Genomic DNA, 16,734 nt, shown 5'->3' with positions numbered 1-16,734 from the left:
CCGGTCTCGGTCTGTTCGCGTTTTTCTTGTGCGGTCGACTTCGATTTTCGGCGCCGGACACTGAACGGATTGCCGGCGAGATAGCGCGCGTCGACGAGCCACGAGAACAGCGAACCGATGATCACGACGAGCAGGCTCGCGAACGCCGTGTGCTTCATCCAGCCGCGCTGCGCGGCAAGCCCGAGCAGGTGCGCGACGAACACCGCGATCGTGAAGCCGACGAGCGGCGGCACGTGATGCAGCGCGGCGGCCCATTCGCCGGCCGACAGGTTGATGCCGAGCAGCGCGACGTTGCCGGTCATCGTGTTCGCGAACACGTGGCCGTGGCCGACATACGTGTACGCGTCGAGGTAGCCGCCGGACAGCGTCAGCAACGCGGCGACAATGAGATTGCGGCTGGCGCCGTCGAGATCCATCGAGCCTCCCGTGAAGATTCGCGCAGTATGGCGCACGGGCGGTCAAAGTGCGCCGGTCATTGCCCGATGCCCGTGAGCCCGATCAGCGCGCCGCCCGCGAGCAGCCACAACGGATGGATGCGCGTGCGCCACGCGAGCACCGCGCACGCGGCCGTGATGCCCCACTGGATCGCGGTGCGGTTCGACGCCTCGGAGATCAGCACCGCGCTGGCCTCGACGAGCCCGGCGGTGACCGGCATCATCCCCTGCTGCACGTAGCGGCGCCACGGCCGGTCGCGAAAGCGCTCCCACGCATGCAGCGCGAGCACGGTGACGATCGACGACGGCCCGAACTTCGCAAGCGACGCGACCAAGAGCCCGCTCCAGCCGGCCACGTGCCAGCCCACCAGCGACACGATCATCATGTTCGGCCCGGGCGCGGCCTGGGCCAGCGCGAACAGCGCGGTGAACTCATGCGCGCTCATCCAGTGATGGACGTCGACGACCTGCCGCTGCATCTCCGGCAGGATCGTGTTGCCGCCGCCGAACGCGAGCAGCGACAACTGGCTGAAGATCGTCGCGATGGCGATCAGCGTGTCGTTCATGGCCGGCCTCCTCGCTGCGCGTCGCGCGCCGCGGCCTGCGCCGGCTGCGGCGTGCCCGCGTCGCGGCGGCGCGACGCGAACCACACGCTGACGGGCGTCAGCACGAGCATCGTGGTCAGCAGCGGAATGCGCAGCACCGCGATCGCGACGAACGCGAGCACCGCGATGCCGGCCGCCGCCCGCGCATGCCGCAGCGGCTTCAAGACCTTCACGGCCATCGCGACGAGCAGCCCGGCCGCCGCCGCGGCGAGCCCCGCGAACAGGTGCTGCACGCGCGGATCGTTCTGCGTCTTCGCGTACAGCACGCCGAGCGCGACGACGACGAGCGTCGGGCCCGCGATCAGCCCGAGAATGCCGGCGAACGCGCCGGCGACGCCGCGAAAGCGCATGCCGACGGCCACCGACAGGTTGATCACGTTGCCGCCCGGCAGGAACTGGCACAGCCCGAGCAGATCGGTGAATTCGTCGGCGGAGAGCCACTTGCGCTCTTCGACGATGGTGCGCCGCGCGAACGGCAGCGCGCCGCCAAACGACATGAGGCCAAGCGACAGGAAACCGGTGAACAGCTCGGCGAGGCCGACGCCGCGGGGTGAGGCGGCCGGCGGCGGGGCGGCCGGCGGAGAAGCGGATTGCATGGGGTTCCTTATCAAACGATGAACCGAGGTTACCGCCGTTCGGCATGCCGGCAAAACGATTTTATCGGTGCGCCCTTGTGATCTAGAATCACAAGCATGGCACGCGATCTCCCGCCCTTTTCCGCGCTTCGGGCCTTTGAAGCAGCGGCACGACATGAAAGCTTCAGCGCCGCCGGCGACGAGCTGCATGTGACTCACGGTGCCATCAGCCGGCAGATCGCCGGGTTCGAGGCCTGGCTCGGCAAGCCGGTGTTCCACCGCTACGGCAAGCGCGTGAAGCTCACCGACGAAGGCCGCCGCTACCTCGACACCGTGCGCGCGGCGTTCGACAGCATCGCGCTCGCGACCGAGCAGCTGCGCAACACGGGCGCGGCACGCGTGCTGCGCATCAATGCGCTGCCGACCTTCGCGATGAAATGGCTGCTGCCGCGCCTGTCGCGGTTCCAGCGCGACGTGCCGAACGTCGAGCTGAAGCTGTCGACGTCGAATGCGCCCCTCGACACGCTCGACGGCTTCGACGTCGCGATCCGCCGCGGCCCCGGCCACTGGCCGAACTGCACGAGCGGCCACTTCCTCGACGAAAGCGTGATTCCCGTCTGCAGCCCCGCGCTGCTCAAGCGCGCGCCGATCGCGCGTGCGGACGATCTCGCGCGCCACGTGCTGCTGCATTCGGATACGCGGCCGGAAGGCTGGCGCGACTGGTTCGCGGCGGCCGGCGTGGCGATGAAGGGGCGCAAGCGGCAGTCGTTCGACCACTTCTACCTGGCGCTGCAGGCGGCCGTCGACGGCCTGGGCGTCGCGCTCGGCCCGTTGCCGCTGATCGACGACGAGCTCGCGAGCGGCCGGCTGGTGATGCCGCTGGAGGGGCCGCGCATCGCGACGCGCAGCTACTGGTGGATCGCGCCGCGCGCGCCGGCGGACGATCCGCTCGTCGCGCAGTTCTGCGCGTGGCTGCAGACGCAGTCGAACGTCGGCGCGTAGCGCCTCGACGGTCGACGCAAAAGATGGTGCGGGCGGCAACGCACCGCCCGCCGGAAGCTCAGACCACCGGGCCCGGTTCTTTTTCCTTGCGCAGGATCGCGTACAGGATGATCGCGCCGAACGTCGCGGTGCCGATCCCGCCGAGCCCGAAGCCGCCGATTTTCAGCGAGAAGTCGCCGGCACCGAGCACCAGCGTGACGGCCGCGACGATCAGGTTGCGGTTGTCGGAGAAGTCGACCTTGTTGACGACCCAGATCCGCGCGCCCGTCACCGCGATCAGCCCGAACACGACGATCGACACGCCGCCGAGCACCGGGCCCGGAATCGTCTGGATCACCGCGCCGAACTTCGGCGAGAAGCCGAGCACGATCGCGATCACCGCGGCGAGCGCGAACACGAGCGTCGAGTAGATCCGCGTGACGGCCATCACGCCGATGTTCTCCGCGTAGGTCGTCACGCCCGTGCCGCCGACGCTGCCCGACACGATCGTCGCGAGCCCGTCGCCGATGAATGCGCGGCCCACGTAGCGATCGAGGCTGGTACCCGTCATCGCGCTGACGGCCTTGATGTGGCCGAGGTTTTCCGCGACCAGGATCACCGCGATCGGCGCGAGCATCAGCATCGCGTGCGGATCGAACACCGGCGCGCGGAAGCTCGGCACCCCGAACCAGGCCGCCTGCCCGACGATCGAGAAATCGATCGGCTTGCCGAGTCCCATCCCGTTGGTCGCGACCGCGTAGATCGCGTAGGCGATCACCAGCCCGACCAGGATCAGCAGGCGCTGCACCATGCCGCGCGAGAACACCGCGACGCCGCCGACGCACAGCACGGTCACGAGCGCCATCACCGATTCGAAGGTCGACCCGGACACGCCCTTGACCGCGATCGGCGCGAGGTTCAGCCCGATCACCGCGACCACCGCGCCGGTCACGACGGGCGGCATCAGCGTCTCGATCCAGCGCGTGCCGATCGCCTGCACCAGCAGGCCGAGCGCGACGTACACGACGCCGCACGCGACGATCCCGCCGAGCGCGACCGGGATGTTCGGGTTCGGGCCGCTGCCGCCGTAGCCGGTCACCGCGATCACGAGGCCGATGAACGCGAAGCTCGAGCCGAGGTAGCTCGGCACGCGGCCGCCGACCAGCACGAAGAACAGCAGCGTGCCGATGCCCGACATGAAGATGCACAGGTTCGGGTCGAAGCCCATCAGCAGCGGCGCGAGCACGGTGGAGCCGAACATCGCGACGACGTGCTGCACGCCCATCGCGACCATCTGCGGCCACGCGAGGCGCTCGTCGGGGCCGACCACGCGCGAGGCCGCGCCGGTCGATTGCACCCGCCAGCGCGGGAAGTAGGAATCGGACATGGGGAAAAGGGCTCCTGTCGGTCGCCGGCTGCGGAGGATGCGCCGGTCTGGAATCTGGCGCGAGTTTACGGAGCGGAAATGGGGCTGGCAAGCAGGCTGAGAAGGGGGTCGAGAAGCGGGCCGCCGGGCGGGGCCAGCGTGCACGATGCGCGGCTTGCCGCGTGTGCGAAACGGGGCACGATGATGCGCCCCGGTGAAGCGCCCGCCCGCGCGGGAACAAGCGCGGGCGGCGACCGAAGCCGGCCGCGACGCAAGCGGGCGCTCACATCGCGGCCGGCGCGACTGACATCAGGGGTTGATGTACTGGAACAGCGACAGGTTCTGCAACTGCGCGTACGCCTTCTGCGAGCCCGTCAGCGCGTTCTGCATCTGCAGGAACTGGCTGATCGTCGTCACCATGTTGGTACTCGTCAGGTCGGACAGGTTGCTGGTGACCTGCAGCGACGCGGTCTGGTTGACGGCCTGCATCGCCTTGACTTCCTGCTCGCGGCCACCGACCGATGCCTGGATCGTCGTGATGTTGCGCATCGTGTTGCCCAGCTTGGTCGAGCCGGTCATCAGCGCGTTCTTCAGCGCCGCGCCCGCCACCGCGTTGCCCGTCACGGGCGTCTTCAGCGCCGCGATCATCGCGTCGAGCGTCGAGAACACGTCAGAGCCGCCGCTCGCCTGCGGCGCCGGCGCAACGGCAAACGTGTCGCCGGCGGCCGGCGTGCCCGACACCGCCACCGTCATTCCGCCGCCGAGCGAGATCGCCGCGCCCGACGAATAAGCCTGCGCCGGCGTGGTGGTGGGCGGGCTGACCGAGTTGTCGGTCACGGTGTAGGTCGGCGCGGCGGCCGTGCCGCCAAATTTGATCGAGAACTGATGGCCGTTCGTCGCGATCGACGGGTTCGTCACCGTGACCGCGCCGATCGTGCCGGTGCCCGTGTTGCCCGCGCCGGCCGACGGCACCGGCGAGCTGCCGATCGCCGGCACCGACATGAAGACGGCCGCGCCCGTGTCGCCCTGCGACACGGTGCTCGAATCGGCGATCTGCACCTGGCGCGTGCCGGTGTCGCCGACATAGGTGACGCTGCCGCTCGGCGTCGTCGAAAACGGCGCCGCCGAATTCTTCGTGCCGGCGAACAGGTAGTTGCCCGCGCCGTCGTTGGTGTTCGCGAGCGTCATCAACTGGTCGCGGTAACCCTGCAGCTGCGTGGCGAGCGCCGAGCGGTCGCTGTCGGACATCGAACCGTCGCCGGCGCGCACGAGCAGCGACTGCGTGTTCGTCAGCACGGTGCTCACGTTCTGCAGCGTCTGGTCCTCGGCCTGCAGTGACGCGAGCGCCGCGTTCTGGTTGGTCGCGTACTGCGACAGCGTCGCCGACGTCATCGACAGCTGCACGGCCTGCGCCGCGCCGGCCGGATTGTCCGCCGCCGTCTGCAGGCTCACGCCACTCGAGATCTGCTGATACAGCTGCGCAAGCTGGGCCTGCTGATCGTTCATTTGTGAAACGTTCAGCTGGAAGAACTGGGCGCTGGAAATCCGCATCGCTTCTATCCCTCGAATCCGGTCAATTGAACAGGCCGAGCACGGTCTGGAACAGCGTCGCCGCCGTCTGGATCACCTTCGCGTTCGCCTGGTAGAACTGCTGGTACTGCATCAGGTTGGCCGCTTCCTCGTTCGTGCTCACGCCCGACACCGACTGCTGCGCCTGGGTGATCTGGCCGATCAGCCCGGTCTGCGCGGCGCTCGACGATTTCAGCTGGGTCGTCGTGTTGCCGATGCCGTTCACGTAGCTCGCATATGCGCCCGTGAGCGTCGTCGTGCCGTTGCCGAACGCCTTCGAGTTGACCAGCTTCGACAGCGCGAGCGCGTTGGAGCCGTCGCTGGTGCCGCCCGCATACGGCCCGATCGTGAACGAGTCGCCGGTCGCCGGTGCGCCGGACAGCGTGACGCTCACGCCGTTGAGCGCGCCCGCGGCCGTTCCCGACATCGTCATCGTCGCGCCGGCCGCCGGGTCGTACGGGACGGTGTCCGTCGGGTTGTTGATCGTGACCGACGTCGGCGGCGTGGTGCCGATCGTCACCGTGGTGCCGACCGGGAAACCCGTCAGCGTCTTCGCCGTCGCGTCATAGGTCAGCTTGGTCGTCGGCACTTGATAGCCCGCGGTGACGCCGCCCAGCGTGATCTTGCCCGTGCCGGTGTTGGTGCTCGCCGCCGACGTGACGGCCGGCGAGGCTGCCGCGATCGCCAACGCGCTCGTCGTGGCGAGGCCGAAGCCGTTCAGCGCGCCGCGCGTCGGCAGCACGGTGAACTTGTCACCGGCACTCATCGAGCCCGACGGGACCGAGAAATTCAGCCCGCCGAGCGAAACCGGCATCGGCCCCGCCTTTTGGTCGACCACCGCGCCGCTCGCGCGGTCGGTCAGCGTGTAGTTCGCGCCGTCGAAGGACAGCGTGTAGTCGCTCGTCGTCGGCTGCGACGCGTTCGCGAACGACACGGACAGCGACGCGTTGCCGGTATTGCCCTGGTTCGCGTACACGGTCGGCGACGGCGTCGTGAACAGGTTGCCGCCCTTGTTGCCCGACAGGTCGATGCCGAGCGCGTTCTGCGCGTTGACCTGCGCGGCGAAGCTGGTCGCGATCGCGCCGAGCTGGGCCTGTGCGGGGTCGAGCGTCTGGCTGCGGAACGCGAGCAGGCCGCCGAGCGTGCCGCCCGACAGCGACGAATCGGGCAACGGCTGGTTCGGCCCCTGCGGCTTCGCGCCGGCGATCCCCTGCGACACGACGGTCAGTTCGCTCGGATCCGACGGCGACGTGACGGCCGCGAGCTGGTAGCTCTTGTCGGCGACGACGAGCGGTTGGCCACCCGACATGAACACGCTGTAACCGCTGTCGTTGCGCACGACCTGGATACCGGCCAGGCCCGACAGGTTCGACACCGCGAGGTCGCGCTGGTCCAGCAGCTGGTTCGGCGGCTGCCCCTGGCTGCTCGCCGCCGCGATCTGCTGGTTCAGCTGCGCGATCTGCGCGGTGTACGTGTTGATCTGCGACACGGTGCTGGTGAGCTGCGTGTTCACGCTCTGGCGCAGCGCGTCGTACTGCTGGCCGGCCGCGTTGAGCTGGTTGGCCAGCGTCTGCGCGTTGCTGATCGCGGTCTGCCGCACCGACGGGTCGGACGCGTTGTTCGCGACGTTCTGCAGCCCGGTGAAGTAGTTCGTGATCCCGGTCGAGACCCCCGCCGTCGGGCTGCCGATGTAGTTGTTCAGCTGCGCGACGAGCGTGTACCACGTCGACAGCGCGCCGCCCTGCGTCTGCGCGGTGTTCAGCTGGTCGCTCAGGTACTGGCTGTACTGCCGCTGCACGGTGACGGTGTTCACGCCTTGCGGCATGTAACCGCTGCCCGAGTATTGGCTGCTCGCTTCCGCATACACGGGCCGCTGGACCGAATAGCCGGGCGTCGCCGCGTTGCTGATGTTGTTGCTGGTCGTCGTGAGGCCCCAGAGCGCGGCATTCAGGCCGCTGACGCCGAGGTTCATGAGTGTGTTGGACATGCGCGATCCTGATGAGCCGGCCGCGCGTCGCGGCCGCCGGGTTGCGTGACTCCCGGTATAACGGCCGCCGATCGAAAAAATTGAGGAAAAAATGCACGCGCGACGCGCACGTGCGCGTCGCCGGTTCGGGCGTGCGGCCGAGGGTGCCGCAAACGCCGTGCGGGCCGCCCCGGGCGGGGCCGGCCGCCGCTTGCGCGTCAGGCCCGCGCGAGCGAGCGGCGCTTCATCTCGAGCTGCGTGATCAGCCGCTGCAGCGTGTTCTCCGCGCTGCCCGGCAGCGACATGTAGCGGAAGCCGAGCTGGTAGCGCCGCGACCCGTTCGGCATCTGCGTCGAACGCTGCGACACGAGCTGCAGGTCGAGCGACAGCTTGCCGTGGCCGGTCAGCTCGAGCTCGACGTCGGGCAGCAACGTGCCGACCTCGAGCGCCTCGACGCGCTCGTCGGCCGTGCGCAGCCCCACGCCGCCGAGCGACAGGTTATGCACCTCGAACAGGAAGCTTTCGCCGTCCGGCAGCTTGCCGCGGCACAGGAACGGATCGACGATCGGCGCATCGACGCGGAAATACTCGCGGCGCTGGATGCACATCAGCACGTCGGGGAAATCGGCGACGAACGCGGGCAGCCCCTCGTAGCGCGTCTCGCGCGGCGTGCCCGTGGAGAATTCGACGCGCACGCCCTCCGGCGCGGCCGCGAACGTGCAGTGCGACGCGCCGAGGATGCTGGCGTTCTGCTCCGCCAGCGCACCCCAGTCGAACGTAAACGTCCGCGCGCCGACATCCACCTCGAGCAGGCGCGTGACGAGCTGGCCGCCCGGATACTGGACGGTCAGGAAATCGCCGCGATTGACGAGGTTGCGCAGCTGCACGCCGATTTCCAGCGGATTGCGGCGGGCATAGTCGGGCCCGGAGTGGCCTGCATCCAGGCTGGGGTCCGTCGACGTTTCGATATTCATGGCTAGCCGGTCATTCTTGTCATGGGCGCCCGGGCAACCGGTGCGCAATAAAACCGGGCCAGAACGGGGGCCCGGTCGCAGGTCTCTCACACTTAGCGGCAGTGCTGACCGAAAGTTTAGATCGAATTGGGGATTTTTTTCGCGCAAACGTTGAAACCGCGCGCGGCGGGCTGCCGGGCGCGGTCCAGAGGGTGCAACAGGCGGGAGCCGACGGGGGGCCGTCAGCCGATCTGCTGCATGATCGAGATCAGCTTTTTCGCGTAGTTCGGGTCGGTCGCGTAGCCGGCCTTCTGCATCCCGTGCGCGAAGCCTTCGACGCTGCGGCTCGCGCTCAGCACGCCCGAGTAGCGCGGGTTGTTCTTCAGCAGGTTCGCGTAATCGGTCATCGCGTGCTCGTACGAATCGTACGCGCGGAATTTCGCGACCACGCGGCGCGGCGTGCCGTTCACGTATTCCGTGGTCAGCGCCGACACCGTGCGGCCGGTCCAGCCCTTGGTCGCCTTGATGCCGAACACGTTGTAGCTCGTCGAGCCGTCGGTCGCGCGGATCTCGCGCTTGCCCCAGCCCGATTCGAGCGCGGCCTGGCCGACGATGAAGCGCGCCGGGATGCCGGTCGACGCGCTGGCCGCCTGCGCGGGGCCCGCGAGCCGGTCGACGAACGCGTCGGCGTCCTGCACGCCGCTCGCGCCCTTCAGCGGCGGCGTCAGCGCGCTGCCGGCCGAATAGCCGCGCGTGCCGGCGAGCCCGCCGTTGTTGGCCGAGTTCGCGTAGGCCTTCGCCATCGCGTTCATCGCGGCGAGGCCACCTTCGTTGCCGGACGCGCCGAAGCCGGCCGCGCCCAGCCCGGCCGCGCCGACGTCGGCCGCCGAATCGCTGCCCGCGCCCTGCCCCGCATTGCGCAGCAGCTGCTTCATCAGCGCGTCGGCCACGCCGATCCCGCGCGTCGACATCTGCTGCGCGAGCTGCTGGTCGAGCATCGACGTGTACATCTTCGACGTATGCGAATCGAACAGCCCGCCGTCGGGCGATGCGTCGCGCATGCTCTTGAGCATCATCTGCGTGAACATCGCGTCGAACTGGCCGGCGACCGCCTTCGCGCCGGCCCGCGGCGACTGCTTCGCCTGCTCGCGCAGGGCGTCGAAACCCTGCACGTCGAGCGCAAAGCGCTGCGTGAGGTCGTTCGCGTTCGGGAGACTGGCTGCCATTTAGATGATCTCCAGGTCGGCGCGCAGCGCGCCGGCGGCCTTCATCGCCTGCAGGATCGACATCAGGTCCGCGGGCGTCGCGCCGAGCGTGTTCAGCGCCTTCACGACGTCGGCGAGATTCGCGCCGGCCGTCACCATTTTCAGCGCGCCGTTGTCCTGCTTCAGCTGGATCTGCGACTGCTGCGCGACCACCGTCTGCCCGTTCGAGAACGGCCCCGGCTGCGACACGACCGGCTGCGTGTTGACCACGACCGACAGGTTGCCGTGCGCGACCGCGCAGCTCTGCAGCGTGACCATCTGGTTCATCACGATCGAGCCGGTGCGCGCGTTCAGGATCACCTTCGCCGCGGCCTTGTCCGGGCTGACGTCGAGGTTCTGCAGCCGCGCCATGAACGCGACCTGCTGCGCCGAATCGGCCGGCGCGGCGAGCTGGATCGTGCGGCCGTCGAGCGCCGTCGCGGTGCCCGGGCCGAAGCTCGAGTTGACCGCGGACACGATCCGCTGCGCGGTGCCGTAGTCCATGTCGTTCAGTTGCAGCTGCAGCACGCCGTTCATCTGCGCGATCGCGTTCGGCACCGAACGCTCGACGATCGCGCCGCCGACGATCCGGCCGGCCGCGAGCTGGTTCACCTGCACGCGGCTGCCGTTCGCGCTGGCGCCGGCGCCGCCGACCGCCATGTTGCCCTGCGCGAGCGCGTAGACCTGGCCGTCCGCGCCTTTCAGCGGTGTCAGCAGCAGCGTGCCGCCGCGCAGGCTCTTCGCGTTGCCGAGCGACGACACGGTGACGTCGAGCGCCTCGCCCGGCCGCGCGAACGGCGGCAGCGTGGCGGTCACCATCACGGCCGCGACGTTCTTCAGCTGCATGTTGCTCAGCTGCGACGCGCCGCCGTTGGCCGACCCGTTGTTGATCGAGATGCCGAGGTTCGCGAGCATGTTCGCGAGCGTCTGCGTCGTGAACGGCGTCTGCATCGTCTGGTCGCCCGTGCCGTCGAGGCCGACGACGAGGCCATAGCCGATCAGCGGGTTGTCGCGCACGCCCTGGATCTGCGCGAGATCCTTCAGGCGTTCCGCGTGCGCGGGCGCCGCACCGAATGCGCAGGCCATCGCCACGAGCGCGACGGCGAGCCGCGCGGCGGCGTGCATGCGGGCAGACAGGCGGTCGAGAAGCGTCTTCTGCATCGTCATCACCACGGCGCGATGTTGAGGAAGAAGCGCTGCAGCCAGCCCATCGTCTCGGCTTCGTTGATGTAGCCCTTCGCCGAGTATTCGATCTTCGCGTCGGCGACCTGCGTCGAGTAGACGGAGTTCGCGCCCGAGATCGTGTTCGGGTTCACGACACCCGAGAAGCGCACGAATTCGTTGCCCTGGTTGATCAGCATCTGCTTCTCGCCGCTGACCACGAGGTTGCCGTTCGGCAGCACGTTGGTGACGGTCACCGTGATCGTGCCGTTGAACGTGTTCGCCGCGCTGGCGCCACCGGTCGCCGCGAACTTGTTGTTGCCGGCCGCCGACAGGTTCGCCTTCGCGAACAGCCCGCCGAGGAAGCCGGCCGTCGGCACGTTGAAGTCGGTGTTGCCCTGCCGGTTCGTGTTCGCGCCCGACGACTTGGTCGCGTTGATGTTCTCCGCGATCATGATCGTCAGGATGTCGCCGACGTTGCGCGGACGCTGATCCTCGAAAAGCGGCCGCCCCGCGTAGCCGGGGTTGTAGATCGAGCCGGGCGCCTGCATCGACATCGGCGTCGGCGGCTGCGCCGTCATCGGCTGCTGGATGATCGGATCGCGCGGAATCTGCGCGCAACCGGCGGCGAACGCCGCCACCGCGACCGCGCATGCGGCGCGGACGGTGGCTGACGGGAGGAGGCGAACCTGCTTCATGGCGACGGCGGGTGTTCCGGTTAGCTCTTCATCTGCGTGACGGTCTGCAGCATCTGGTCGGACGTCGTCACGGCCTTGCTGTTGATCTCGTAGGCACGCTGCGTCTGGATCATGTTGACGAGCTCCTGCACGACGTTCACGTTCGACGCTTCGACATAGTTCTGGTTGAGCGTGCCCGCGCCGTTCAGCCCCGGTTGCGACACGTTCGGCGCGCCCGACGACGTCGTCTCGGAGAACAGGTTCTCGCCGCGCGCCTCGAGGCCGGCCGGGTTGATGAAGGTCGCGACCTGCAGCGAGCCGATCTGCACCGAATTGGTCGAGCCCGCCTGCGTGACCGTCACGACGCCGTCCTTGCCGATGGTCAGCGACGTCGCGTTCTGCGGGATCGTGATCGCCGGCAGGACCTGGTAGCCGCTCGACGTGACGAGCTGGCCCTGCGCGTTGGTCTGGAACGCGCCGTCGCGCGTGTAGGCGTTCGTGCCATCCGGCATCACCACCTGGAAGAAGCCGGCGCCGTTGATCGCGACGTCCTTCGCGTTGCCGGTCTGCGTGAGGCCGCCCTGCGTGTACCGGCGCTCGGTCGCGACCTGCTGCACGCCGGTGCCGAGCTGCAGGCCCGACGGCAGTTCCGTCTGCTGCGTCGAGTTCGCGCCCGGCTGGCGAATGGTCTGGTACAGCAGATCCTCGAACACCGCGCGCGACGCCTTGAAGCCGTTCGTGCTGGTGTTCGCGAGGTTGTTCGAAATCACGTCCATCTGCGCTTGCTGCGCATTCATGCCGGTGGCGGCGATGTAGAGCGAACGGTTCATTTATCAGGTCTCCTGCGTAGGCTGGCGCGGGCGCTCAGCTGAAATTGAGCAGCTGGTTCGCCGTCTGCTCGTTCTGGTCGGCTGTCTGGATCAACTTCGACTGAAGCTGGAACGCGCGCGCGTTGTCGATCATCGCGACCATCGCGGTCACCGGGTTGACGTTGCTGCCTTCGAGCGAATTCGGCGTGACGACCACGTTCGGGTCGGCGTCGGCCGGATTGCCGTCGGCGGTACGGAACAGCCCGTCGTTGCCGCGCGTGAGCGTGGCCGGGTCGGGGTTCACGAGCTTCATCTGGTCGACGATCGCGACCGCCGTCGGCGGGTCGCCCGGCATCAGCGCGGAAATCGTGCCGTCCTTGCCGATCGTCACTTCGGCGTTCGGCGGCACCGAGATCGGGCCGCCGTTGCCGACCACCGGCAGGTTGCTCGCGTTGACGAGCTGGCCGTTCTCGTCGACGTGCAGGTTGCCGGCGCGCGTGTACGCCTCGCTGCCGTCGGCCGCCTGCACCGCCAGCCAGCCCGCGCCCTGCACGGCGACGTCGAGCGGGTTGCCGGTGCGCGTGATCGGACCCGGCGTGTAGTCGGCGCCGGGCGTCGACGCGAGCACGTAGGTGCGCGTCGTCGTCGGGTCGCTCGTGCTGCCGTCGCCGAAATTCATCGGCACCGCGCGATACGTCGCGAGCTGCGCGCGAAAGCCCGTCGTCGACGCGTTCGCGAGGTTGTTCGCGACCACCGCCTGCTGGTCGAGCGACTGCGACGCACCCGTCATCGCCGTGTAGATCAGTCGGTCCATGGCTGCCCGTTATCCGCGCTTACAGGTTGATGATCGTCTGGTCGACGGCCTGCTGCGTCTTGATCGTCTGTGCGTTCGCCTGGTAGTTGCGCTGCGCGGTGATCAGGTTGACGAGCTGCGACGTGAGGTCGACGTTCGAGTTTTCCAGCGCGCTGCCCTGCAGCTTGCCGTGGTTCGTGCTGCCCGGCGCCGAGATCTGCGGCACGCCCGACGCGGAGCTTTCCGCGTACTGGTTGCCGCCGAGGCTCACCAGCCCGTTCGGGTTGTTGAAGTTCGCGAGCGCGATCTGGCCGAGCACGGCGGTCTGGCCGTTCGAGTAGTTGCCGGTCAGCTTGCCGTCGGCGCCGATCGTGTAGGTCGTCAGCGTGCCGCTCGCGTAGCCGTCCTGCGCGAGGTTGTTCACGCCGTTCTTGCCGCCGTACTGCGTCGTGCCGGTCAGGTCGAGCGTGAGGCTCTGCGGCGTCGCCGAGCCGTCGGTGTTCGGCACCGTGAACTGGAACTGGCCGACCGACGTGGTCGGCGTGGGCGGCGTGCCCGTCGTCGTGCTCTTGATCGCGCCCGACGCGTCGAACGTGACCGTGCCGAGATCCGTCGTGGCGCCGCCCTGCACGCCCGCGTACGCTTCCCACGTGCCGGCCGCGGACTTCACGAAGTACATGTTGACCGCCTGCGAACCGCCGAGCGAGTCGTACACCTGGATCGACGTCGAGTAGTTGTAGGTCGTGTTGTCAGTCGCGCTGAACGGCGTCTTGGCCGGCACCGTGTCCTGCGAGTTCAGGTTGAACTGCGCGGCGATCTTGGTCGTCGCGGTCGGCGCGATGTTGGTCGTCGGCGCCTGCAGCGGCACGGTCTGCGCGGTGTTGATCACGCCGCCCCCGTTGGCTGCGTAGCCCATCAGGTTACGGCCCTGCGAGTCGACGATGAAGCCGTTCTTGTCGCGCTGGAACGTGCCGTCGCGCGAGTAGGTCGTCACGCCGTTGTTCGACATCTGGAAGAAGCCGTTGCCGTTGATCGCGACGTCGAGCGACGAGCTCGTCGTGTTGATCGTGCCCTGGCCGAAGTTCTGCTGCACCGCGTTCAGCGACGTGCCGATACCGATCTGCGTGTTGGTCGACGTCGCGACCGAGTTCGCGTACATGTCGGCGAACTGCGCGGTGCTCGACTTGAAGCCGACCGTGTTCGCGTTCGCGATGTTGTTGCCGATCACGTCGAGCGCGTTCGATGCACCCGCGAGGCCGCTCAGACCCTGTTGATAACCCATTTCGGTCTCCGTTTCGAGATTGCTCGAGCAGTATCAGTTGGAGGTGGTGCCGCTGCCGGATGGCGGCGACGCGGTGGTGTTCGGGAAAATCGACGCAACCTGGGTCAGCCCCACGGTCGTGCCGTTCGACAGCACGAGCCCCGCCGTGCCGTCCGCCTGCTTGATCACGCTCTGCACGGTCGACGCCGCGAGCGTCGTGGCCGGCTGCGGCGTGCCGTTGCTGTCGGTGTACGACGCGCTGACGGTGTACTTGCCGTCCGGCAGGGCGTTGCCCGCCGCGTCGGTCGGCGTCCAGTTGAACGGCACGGTGCCGGCCGACTGCGCGCCCGCGTTGATCGTGTTCACCACGGTGCCCGCCGCGTTCTTCACGGTGATCGTCAGGTTCGACACCGAGTTCGCGAGCGACACGCCGAACGGCGACGCCGCGCCGCTCTTCACCGCGACCGCGTTGCCCGGCGCGAGCACGTTCGTGCCGATCAGCAGCGCGGCCTGCGTCTGCTGCCCCGCCGTGAGCTGGGAGGACAACGACGTGAGCGACGTGTTCAGCTGCGCGATGCCGCTCACCGTGTTGATCTGCGCGAGCTGCGACGTCATCTGCGAGCTGTCGACCGGGCTGGTCGGATCCTGGTTCTGCAACTGCGTGACGAGCAGCTTCAGGAACGTCGCCTGCAGGTCGCTCGCCGACGTGCCGTTGGTCGACGACACTTTGTTGGTGTTCATCGTGTCGGTCGGCAGGTTCGACACGTTGGTGCCGTTGCTGCCGATCGTCGTGCTGGAGGAAGTCATCCTGGGTGGCCTTCTGTCGGAACTGTCGGGTCGGTAAGGTCGGTCGGCGCGGCTTACGAGCCGATCGTCAGCGTCTTGAGCATCAGCGTCTTCGCGGTGTTCAGCGTCTCGACGTTGGCCTGGTACGAGCGCGATGCCGAGATCATGTTCACCATCTCCTGCACCGGATCGACGTTCGGCATCTGCACGTAGCCGTTCGAATCGGCGGCCGGGTTCGACGGGTCGTAGGTCGACTTCATCGGCGACGGGTCGTCCATCACCTTCGTCACGCGCACGCCGCCCACGCCCTGGCCGGACGCGGTGCGCGCGCCGCCGATCGGGTCGGTCGCGAACACGACCTGCTTGGCCTTGTACGGCTTGCCGTCGGGGCCGGTCGCGCTGTCGGCGTTCGCGAGGTTCGACGCGGTGACGTTCAGGCGCTGCGACTGCGCGGACAGCGCCGAGCCGGCGACGCCGAAGATGTTCATCAACGAAGGCATGGAAGCTCCTTTTGCTCGGATTCGGAGGCGGTGCGCGCCATCACTGGTTCGACGTGATCGCGGCGATCATCGCCTTGATCTGCTGGGTCATCACGGTCATCCCGGTCTGGTAGTGCAGCGCGTTGTTCGCGAACTGCACGCGCTCGACGTCGAGATCGACCGTGTTGCCGTCGAGCGCCGGCTGCAGCGGCATCCGGTACTGCGCACGGCCGTAGTCGTCCGACGGGCCGCCCGTCGGGATCAGCTTCGCGGTGCCGGCCATGTGGCCCGCCGCCGTCGACACCATCGACATCCCGTTCGTCACGCCGGCCGGCTGCGCCATCGGCAGTTGCGCCGCGTTGCTCGGCGCGAGGCCGCCGCCCGCCTGCTTCAGCGAGCGCGCGAGCGTCGACGCGAAATCGACGTCGCGGGCCTGGTAGCCGGGCGTGTCGGAGTTCGCGATGTTCGACGACAGCAGTTCCTGCCGGTAGGCGCGCACGTCCAGCGCCTGTCGGCCGAACGCGAATTCCGCATCGAGTTTGTCCAGCATGTGTGCGTCTCTCCGTATGAAGCGCTGCACGCCCCTCGCGCCGGATGGCGACTCGAGAGGCTTTTTTCCATGACAGCGATGGTAGGCGTCGGACGCAACCGGCAATCGGGCGAATAACGCGGCAAAGGCCCCCTCTATTCATCGTTTGCGCGACCGCCCCGCTCCCTAGAATGCGAAGCGGAGCAACGGATCGGGGATACGGCGATGACTGGCAGCGCACTTCGCGGAAGGAACGGGCGGCTCACGCACGTCCGGCGTGCGCTTGCGCTCGCCGCGGCGCTGTGGATCGCCGCCCCGGCCGCGCACGCGGACGACGCGATGATCGTGATTCCGGGGCGCGGCGAGACGGCCGAAACCGCGCTCGCGCATGCCAATGCGGCGAGCGGCGGGCAGTTCGGCGGGAATGCGGCGAACGGCGGGAATGCGGCGAACGGCGGGAATGCGGCGCCGGGTTCGGGCCTGGCGCCGGACACGGGTCGTGCCGCGAGCGGCGCGGGTGCAGGTGCCGCCGCCGGCGCGTCCGGC

17 protein-coding genes and 1 pseudogene are annotated in these 16,734 nt (G+C 68.4%); 2 read left to right on the top strand and 16 right to left on the bottom strand.

Annotation, left to right across the window (positions count from 1 at the left end; translation table 11 throughout):
* The 3 genes from G3N98_RS33085 to G3N98_RS33075 all read right to left on the bottom strand — a co-directional run.
* Positions 1-416, bottom strand: a 416-nt coding sequence (locus G3N98_RS33085) for a YoaK family protein (protein WP_241026199.1), incomplete at its 3' end; no start/stop codon positions are given.
* A 56-nt stretch (positions 417-472) separates the two neighbouring features.
* Positions 473-1,000 (bottom strand): chromate transporter, encoded by a 528-nt coding sequence (locus G3N98_RS33080; RefSeq protein WP_206150538.1) that lies wholly within the window; start codon positions 998-1,000, stop codon positions 473-475.
* Complete coding sequence (locus G3N98_RS33075) at positions 997-1,635, bottom strand: chromate transporter (RefSeq protein WP_206150537.1); 639 nt, start codon at positions 1,633-1,635, stop codon at positions 997-999. The genes G3N98_RS33080 and G3N98_RS33075 overlap by 4 nt, the downstream gene beginning before the upstream one ends.
* Positions 1,636-1,731: 96 nt before the next feature.
* Here G3N98_RS33075 and G3N98_RS33070 point away from each other — a divergent pair, with 96 nt between their 5' ends.
* Positions 1,732-2,616 (top strand): transcriptional regulator GcvA, encoded by an 885-nt coding sequence (locus tag G3N98_RS33070; protein WP_069249062.1) that lies wholly within the window; start codon positions 1,732-1,734, stop codon positions 2,614-2,616.
* A gap of 58 nt (positions 2,617-2,674) precedes the next feature.
* On the opposite strand, the gene G3N98_RS33065 is transcribed toward G3N98_RS33070, so the two are convergent.
* The 13 genes from G3N98_RS33065 to flgB all read right to left on the bottom strand — a co-directional run bounded on the left by G3N98_RS33065 (position 2,675) and on the right by flgB (position 16,209).
* A complete protein-coding gene (locus G3N98_RS33065) occupies positions 2,675-3,982 on the bottom strand; it encodes a solute carrier family 23 protein (RefSeq protein ID WP_089457064.1) in 1,308 nt (435 codons plus the stop codon).
* A 288-nt stretch (positions 3,983-4,270) separates the two neighbouring features.
* The gene (flgL, locus tag G3N98_RS33060) at positions 4,271-5,512 is read right to left on the bottom strand and encodes a flagellar hook-associated protein FlgL (RefSeq protein ID WP_206150536.1); all 1,242 of its coding nucleotides are present in this window, start codon (positions 5,510-5,512) and stop codon (positions 4,271-4,273) included.
* A 22-nt stretch (positions 5,513-5,534) separates the two neighbouring features.
* Complete coding sequence (flgK, locus tag G3N98_RS33055; RefSeq protein WP_206150535.1) at positions 5,535-7,517, bottom strand: flagellar hook-associated protein FlgK; 1,983 nt, start codon at positions 7,515-7,517, stop codon at positions 5,535-5,537.
* 197 nt (positions 7,518-7,714) lie between these two features.
* Positions 7,715-8,470: a flagellar brake protein gene (locus tag G3N98_RS33050; RefSeq protein WP_089431814.1), complete on the bottom strand. Its 756-nt coding sequence runs from the start codon at positions 8,468-8,470 to the stop codon at positions 7,715-7,717.
* 221 nt (positions 8,471-8,691) lie between these two features.
* Positions 8,692-9,675: a flagellar assembly peptidoglycan hydrolase FlgJ gene (gene flgJ, locus G3N98_RS33045; protein WP_089495792.1), complete on the bottom strand. Its 984-nt coding sequence runs from the start codon at positions 9,673-9,675 to the stop codon at positions 8,692-8,694.
* Positions 9,676-10,860: a flagellar basal body P-ring protein FlgI gene (locus G3N98_RS33040; RefSeq protein ID WP_206150534.1), complete on the bottom strand. Its 1,185-nt coding sequence runs from the start codon at positions 10,858-10,860 to the stop codon at positions 9,676-9,678.
* The gene (gene flgH, locus G3N98_RS33035; RefSeq protein WP_089495793.1) at positions 10,860-11,552 is read right to left on the bottom strand and encodes a flagellar basal body L-ring protein FlgH; all 693 of its coding nucleotides are present in this window, start codon (positions 11,550-11,552) and stop codon (positions 10,860-10,862) included. The genes G3N98_RS33040 and flgH overlap by 1 nt, the downstream gene beginning before the upstream one ends.
* Positions 11,553-11,572: 20 nt before the next feature.
* Positions 11,573-12,361 (bottom strand): flagellar basal-body rod protein FlgG, encoded by a 789-nt coding sequence (gene flgG / locus G3N98_RS33030; RefSeq protein ID WP_089426514.1) that lies wholly within the window; start codon positions 12,359-12,361, stop codon positions 11,573-11,575.
* Between the two features lie 34 nt (positions 12,362-12,395).
* Positions 12,396-13,154, bottom strand: coding sequence for a flagellar basal-body rod protein FlgF (gene flgF / locus G3N98_RS33025; protein WP_089426515.1), 759 nt, complete (start codon positions 13,152-13,154; stop codon positions 12,396-12,398).
* Between the two features lie 19 nt (positions 13,155-13,173).
* Entirely contained in the window at positions 13,174-14,415 is a 1,242-nt protein-coding gene (gene flgE / locus G3N98_RS33020; protein ID WP_089473693.1) for a flagellar hook protein FlgE, read from the bottom strand.
* 33 nt (positions 14,416-14,448) lie between these two features.
* On the bottom strand, positions 14,449-15,201 hold the full coding sequence (locus G3N98_RS33015; RefSeq protein WP_089473694.1) for a flagellar hook assembly protein FlgD: 753 nt from the start codon (positions 15,199-15,201) through the stop codon (positions 14,449-14,451).
* Between the two features lie 53 nt (positions 15,202-15,254).
* On the bottom strand, positions 15,255-15,680 hold the full coding sequence (flgC, locus tag G3N98_RS33010; RefSeq protein ID WP_011353470.1) for a flagellar basal body rod protein FlgC: 426 nt from the start codon (positions 15,678-15,680) through the stop codon (positions 15,255-15,257).
* Between the two features lie 40 nt (positions 15,681-15,720).
* Positions 15,721-16,209, bottom strand: a complete 489-nt coding sequence (gene flgB, locus G3N98_RS33005) for a flagellar basal body rod protein FlgB (protein WP_039369170.1) — start codon at positions 16,207-16,209, stop codon at positions 15,721-15,723.
* 204 nt (positions 16,210-16,413) lie between these two features.
* On the opposite strand from flgB, the pseudogene G3N98_RS40005 reads away from it, so the two are divergent.
* Positions 16,414-16,734 (top strand): annotated as a pseudogene (locus G3N98_RS40005) (flagellar biosynthesis protein FlgA); the annotation flags it as partial.

Origin of the sequence: Burkholderia sp. Tr-20390 (assembly GCF_017104595.1) — a bacterium.
Taxonomy (GTDB): domain Bacteria; phylum Pseudomonadota; class Gammaproteobacteria; order Burkholderiales; family Burkholderiaceae; genus Burkholderia.
Note: the sequence above shows the minus strand (reverse complement) of the source record. Positions and strands in the feature narration are given on the sequence as shown.

Bases quoted from the DNA above. Each gene is read 5' to 3' on its own strand.
- flgK (WP_206150535.1), bottom strand. From the start codon at position 7,517: ATGTCCAACACACTCATGAACCTCGGCGTCAGCGGCCTGAATGCCGCG.
- G3N98_RS33080 (WP_206150538.1), bottom strand. From the start codon at position 1,000: ATGAACGACACGCTGATCGCCATCGCGACGATCTTCAGCCAGTTGTCG.
- G3N98_RS33075 (WP_206150537.1), bottom strand. From the start codon at position 1,635: ATGCAATCCGCTTCTCCGCCGGCCGCCCCGCCGCCGGCCGCCTCACCC.
- flgH (WP_089495793.1), bottom strand. From the start codon at position 11,552: ATGAAGCAGGTTCGCCTCCTCCCGTCAGCCACCGTCCGCGCCGCATGC.
- flgB (WP_039369170.1), bottom strand. From the start codon at position 16,209: ATGCTGGACAAACTCGATGCGGAATTCGCGTTCGGCCGACAGGCGCTG.
- flgJ (WP_089495792.1), bottom strand. From the start codon at position 9,675: ATGGCAGCCAGTCTCCCGAACGCGAACGACCTCACGCAGCGCTTTGCG.
- flgE (WP_089473693.1), bottom strand. From the start codon at position 14,415: ATGGGTTATCAACAGGGTCTGAGCGGCCTCGCGGGTGCATCGAACGCG.
- G3N98_RS33070 (WP_069249062.1), top strand. From the start codon at position 1,732: ATGGCACGCGATCTCCCGCCCTTTTCCGCGCTTCGGGCCTTTGAAGCA.
- flgL (WP_206150536.1), bottom strand. From the start codon at position 5,512: ATGCGGATTTCCAGCGCCCAGTTCTTCCAGCTGAACGTTTCACAAATG.
- G3N98_RS33040 (WP_206150534.1), bottom strand. From the start codon at position 10,860: ATGACGATGCAGAAGACGCTTCTCGACCGCCTGTCTGCCCGCATGCAC.
- G3N98_RS33050 (WP_089431814.1), bottom strand. From the start codon at position 8,470: ATGAATATCGAAACGTCGACGGACCCCAGCCTGGATGCAGGCCACTCC.
- G3N98_RS33065 (WP_089457064.1), bottom strand. From the start codon at position 3,982: ATGTCCGATTCCTACTTCCCGCGCTGGCGGGTGCAATCGACCGGCGCG.
- flgG (WP_089426514.1), bottom strand. From the start codon at position 12,361: ATGAACCGTTCGCTCTACATCGCCGCCACCGGCATGAATGCGCAGCAA.
- flgF (WP_089426515.1), bottom strand. From the start codon at position 13,154: ATGGACCGACTGATCTACACGGCGATGACGGGTGCGTCGCAGTCGCTC.
- G3N98_RS33015 (WP_089473694.1), bottom strand. From the start codon at position 15,201: ATGACTTCCTCCAGCACGACGATCGGCAGCAACGGCACCAACGTGTCG.
- flgC (WP_011353470.1), bottom strand. From the start codon at position 15,680: ATGCCTTCGTTGATGAACATCTTCGGCGTCGCCGGCTCGGCGCTGTCC.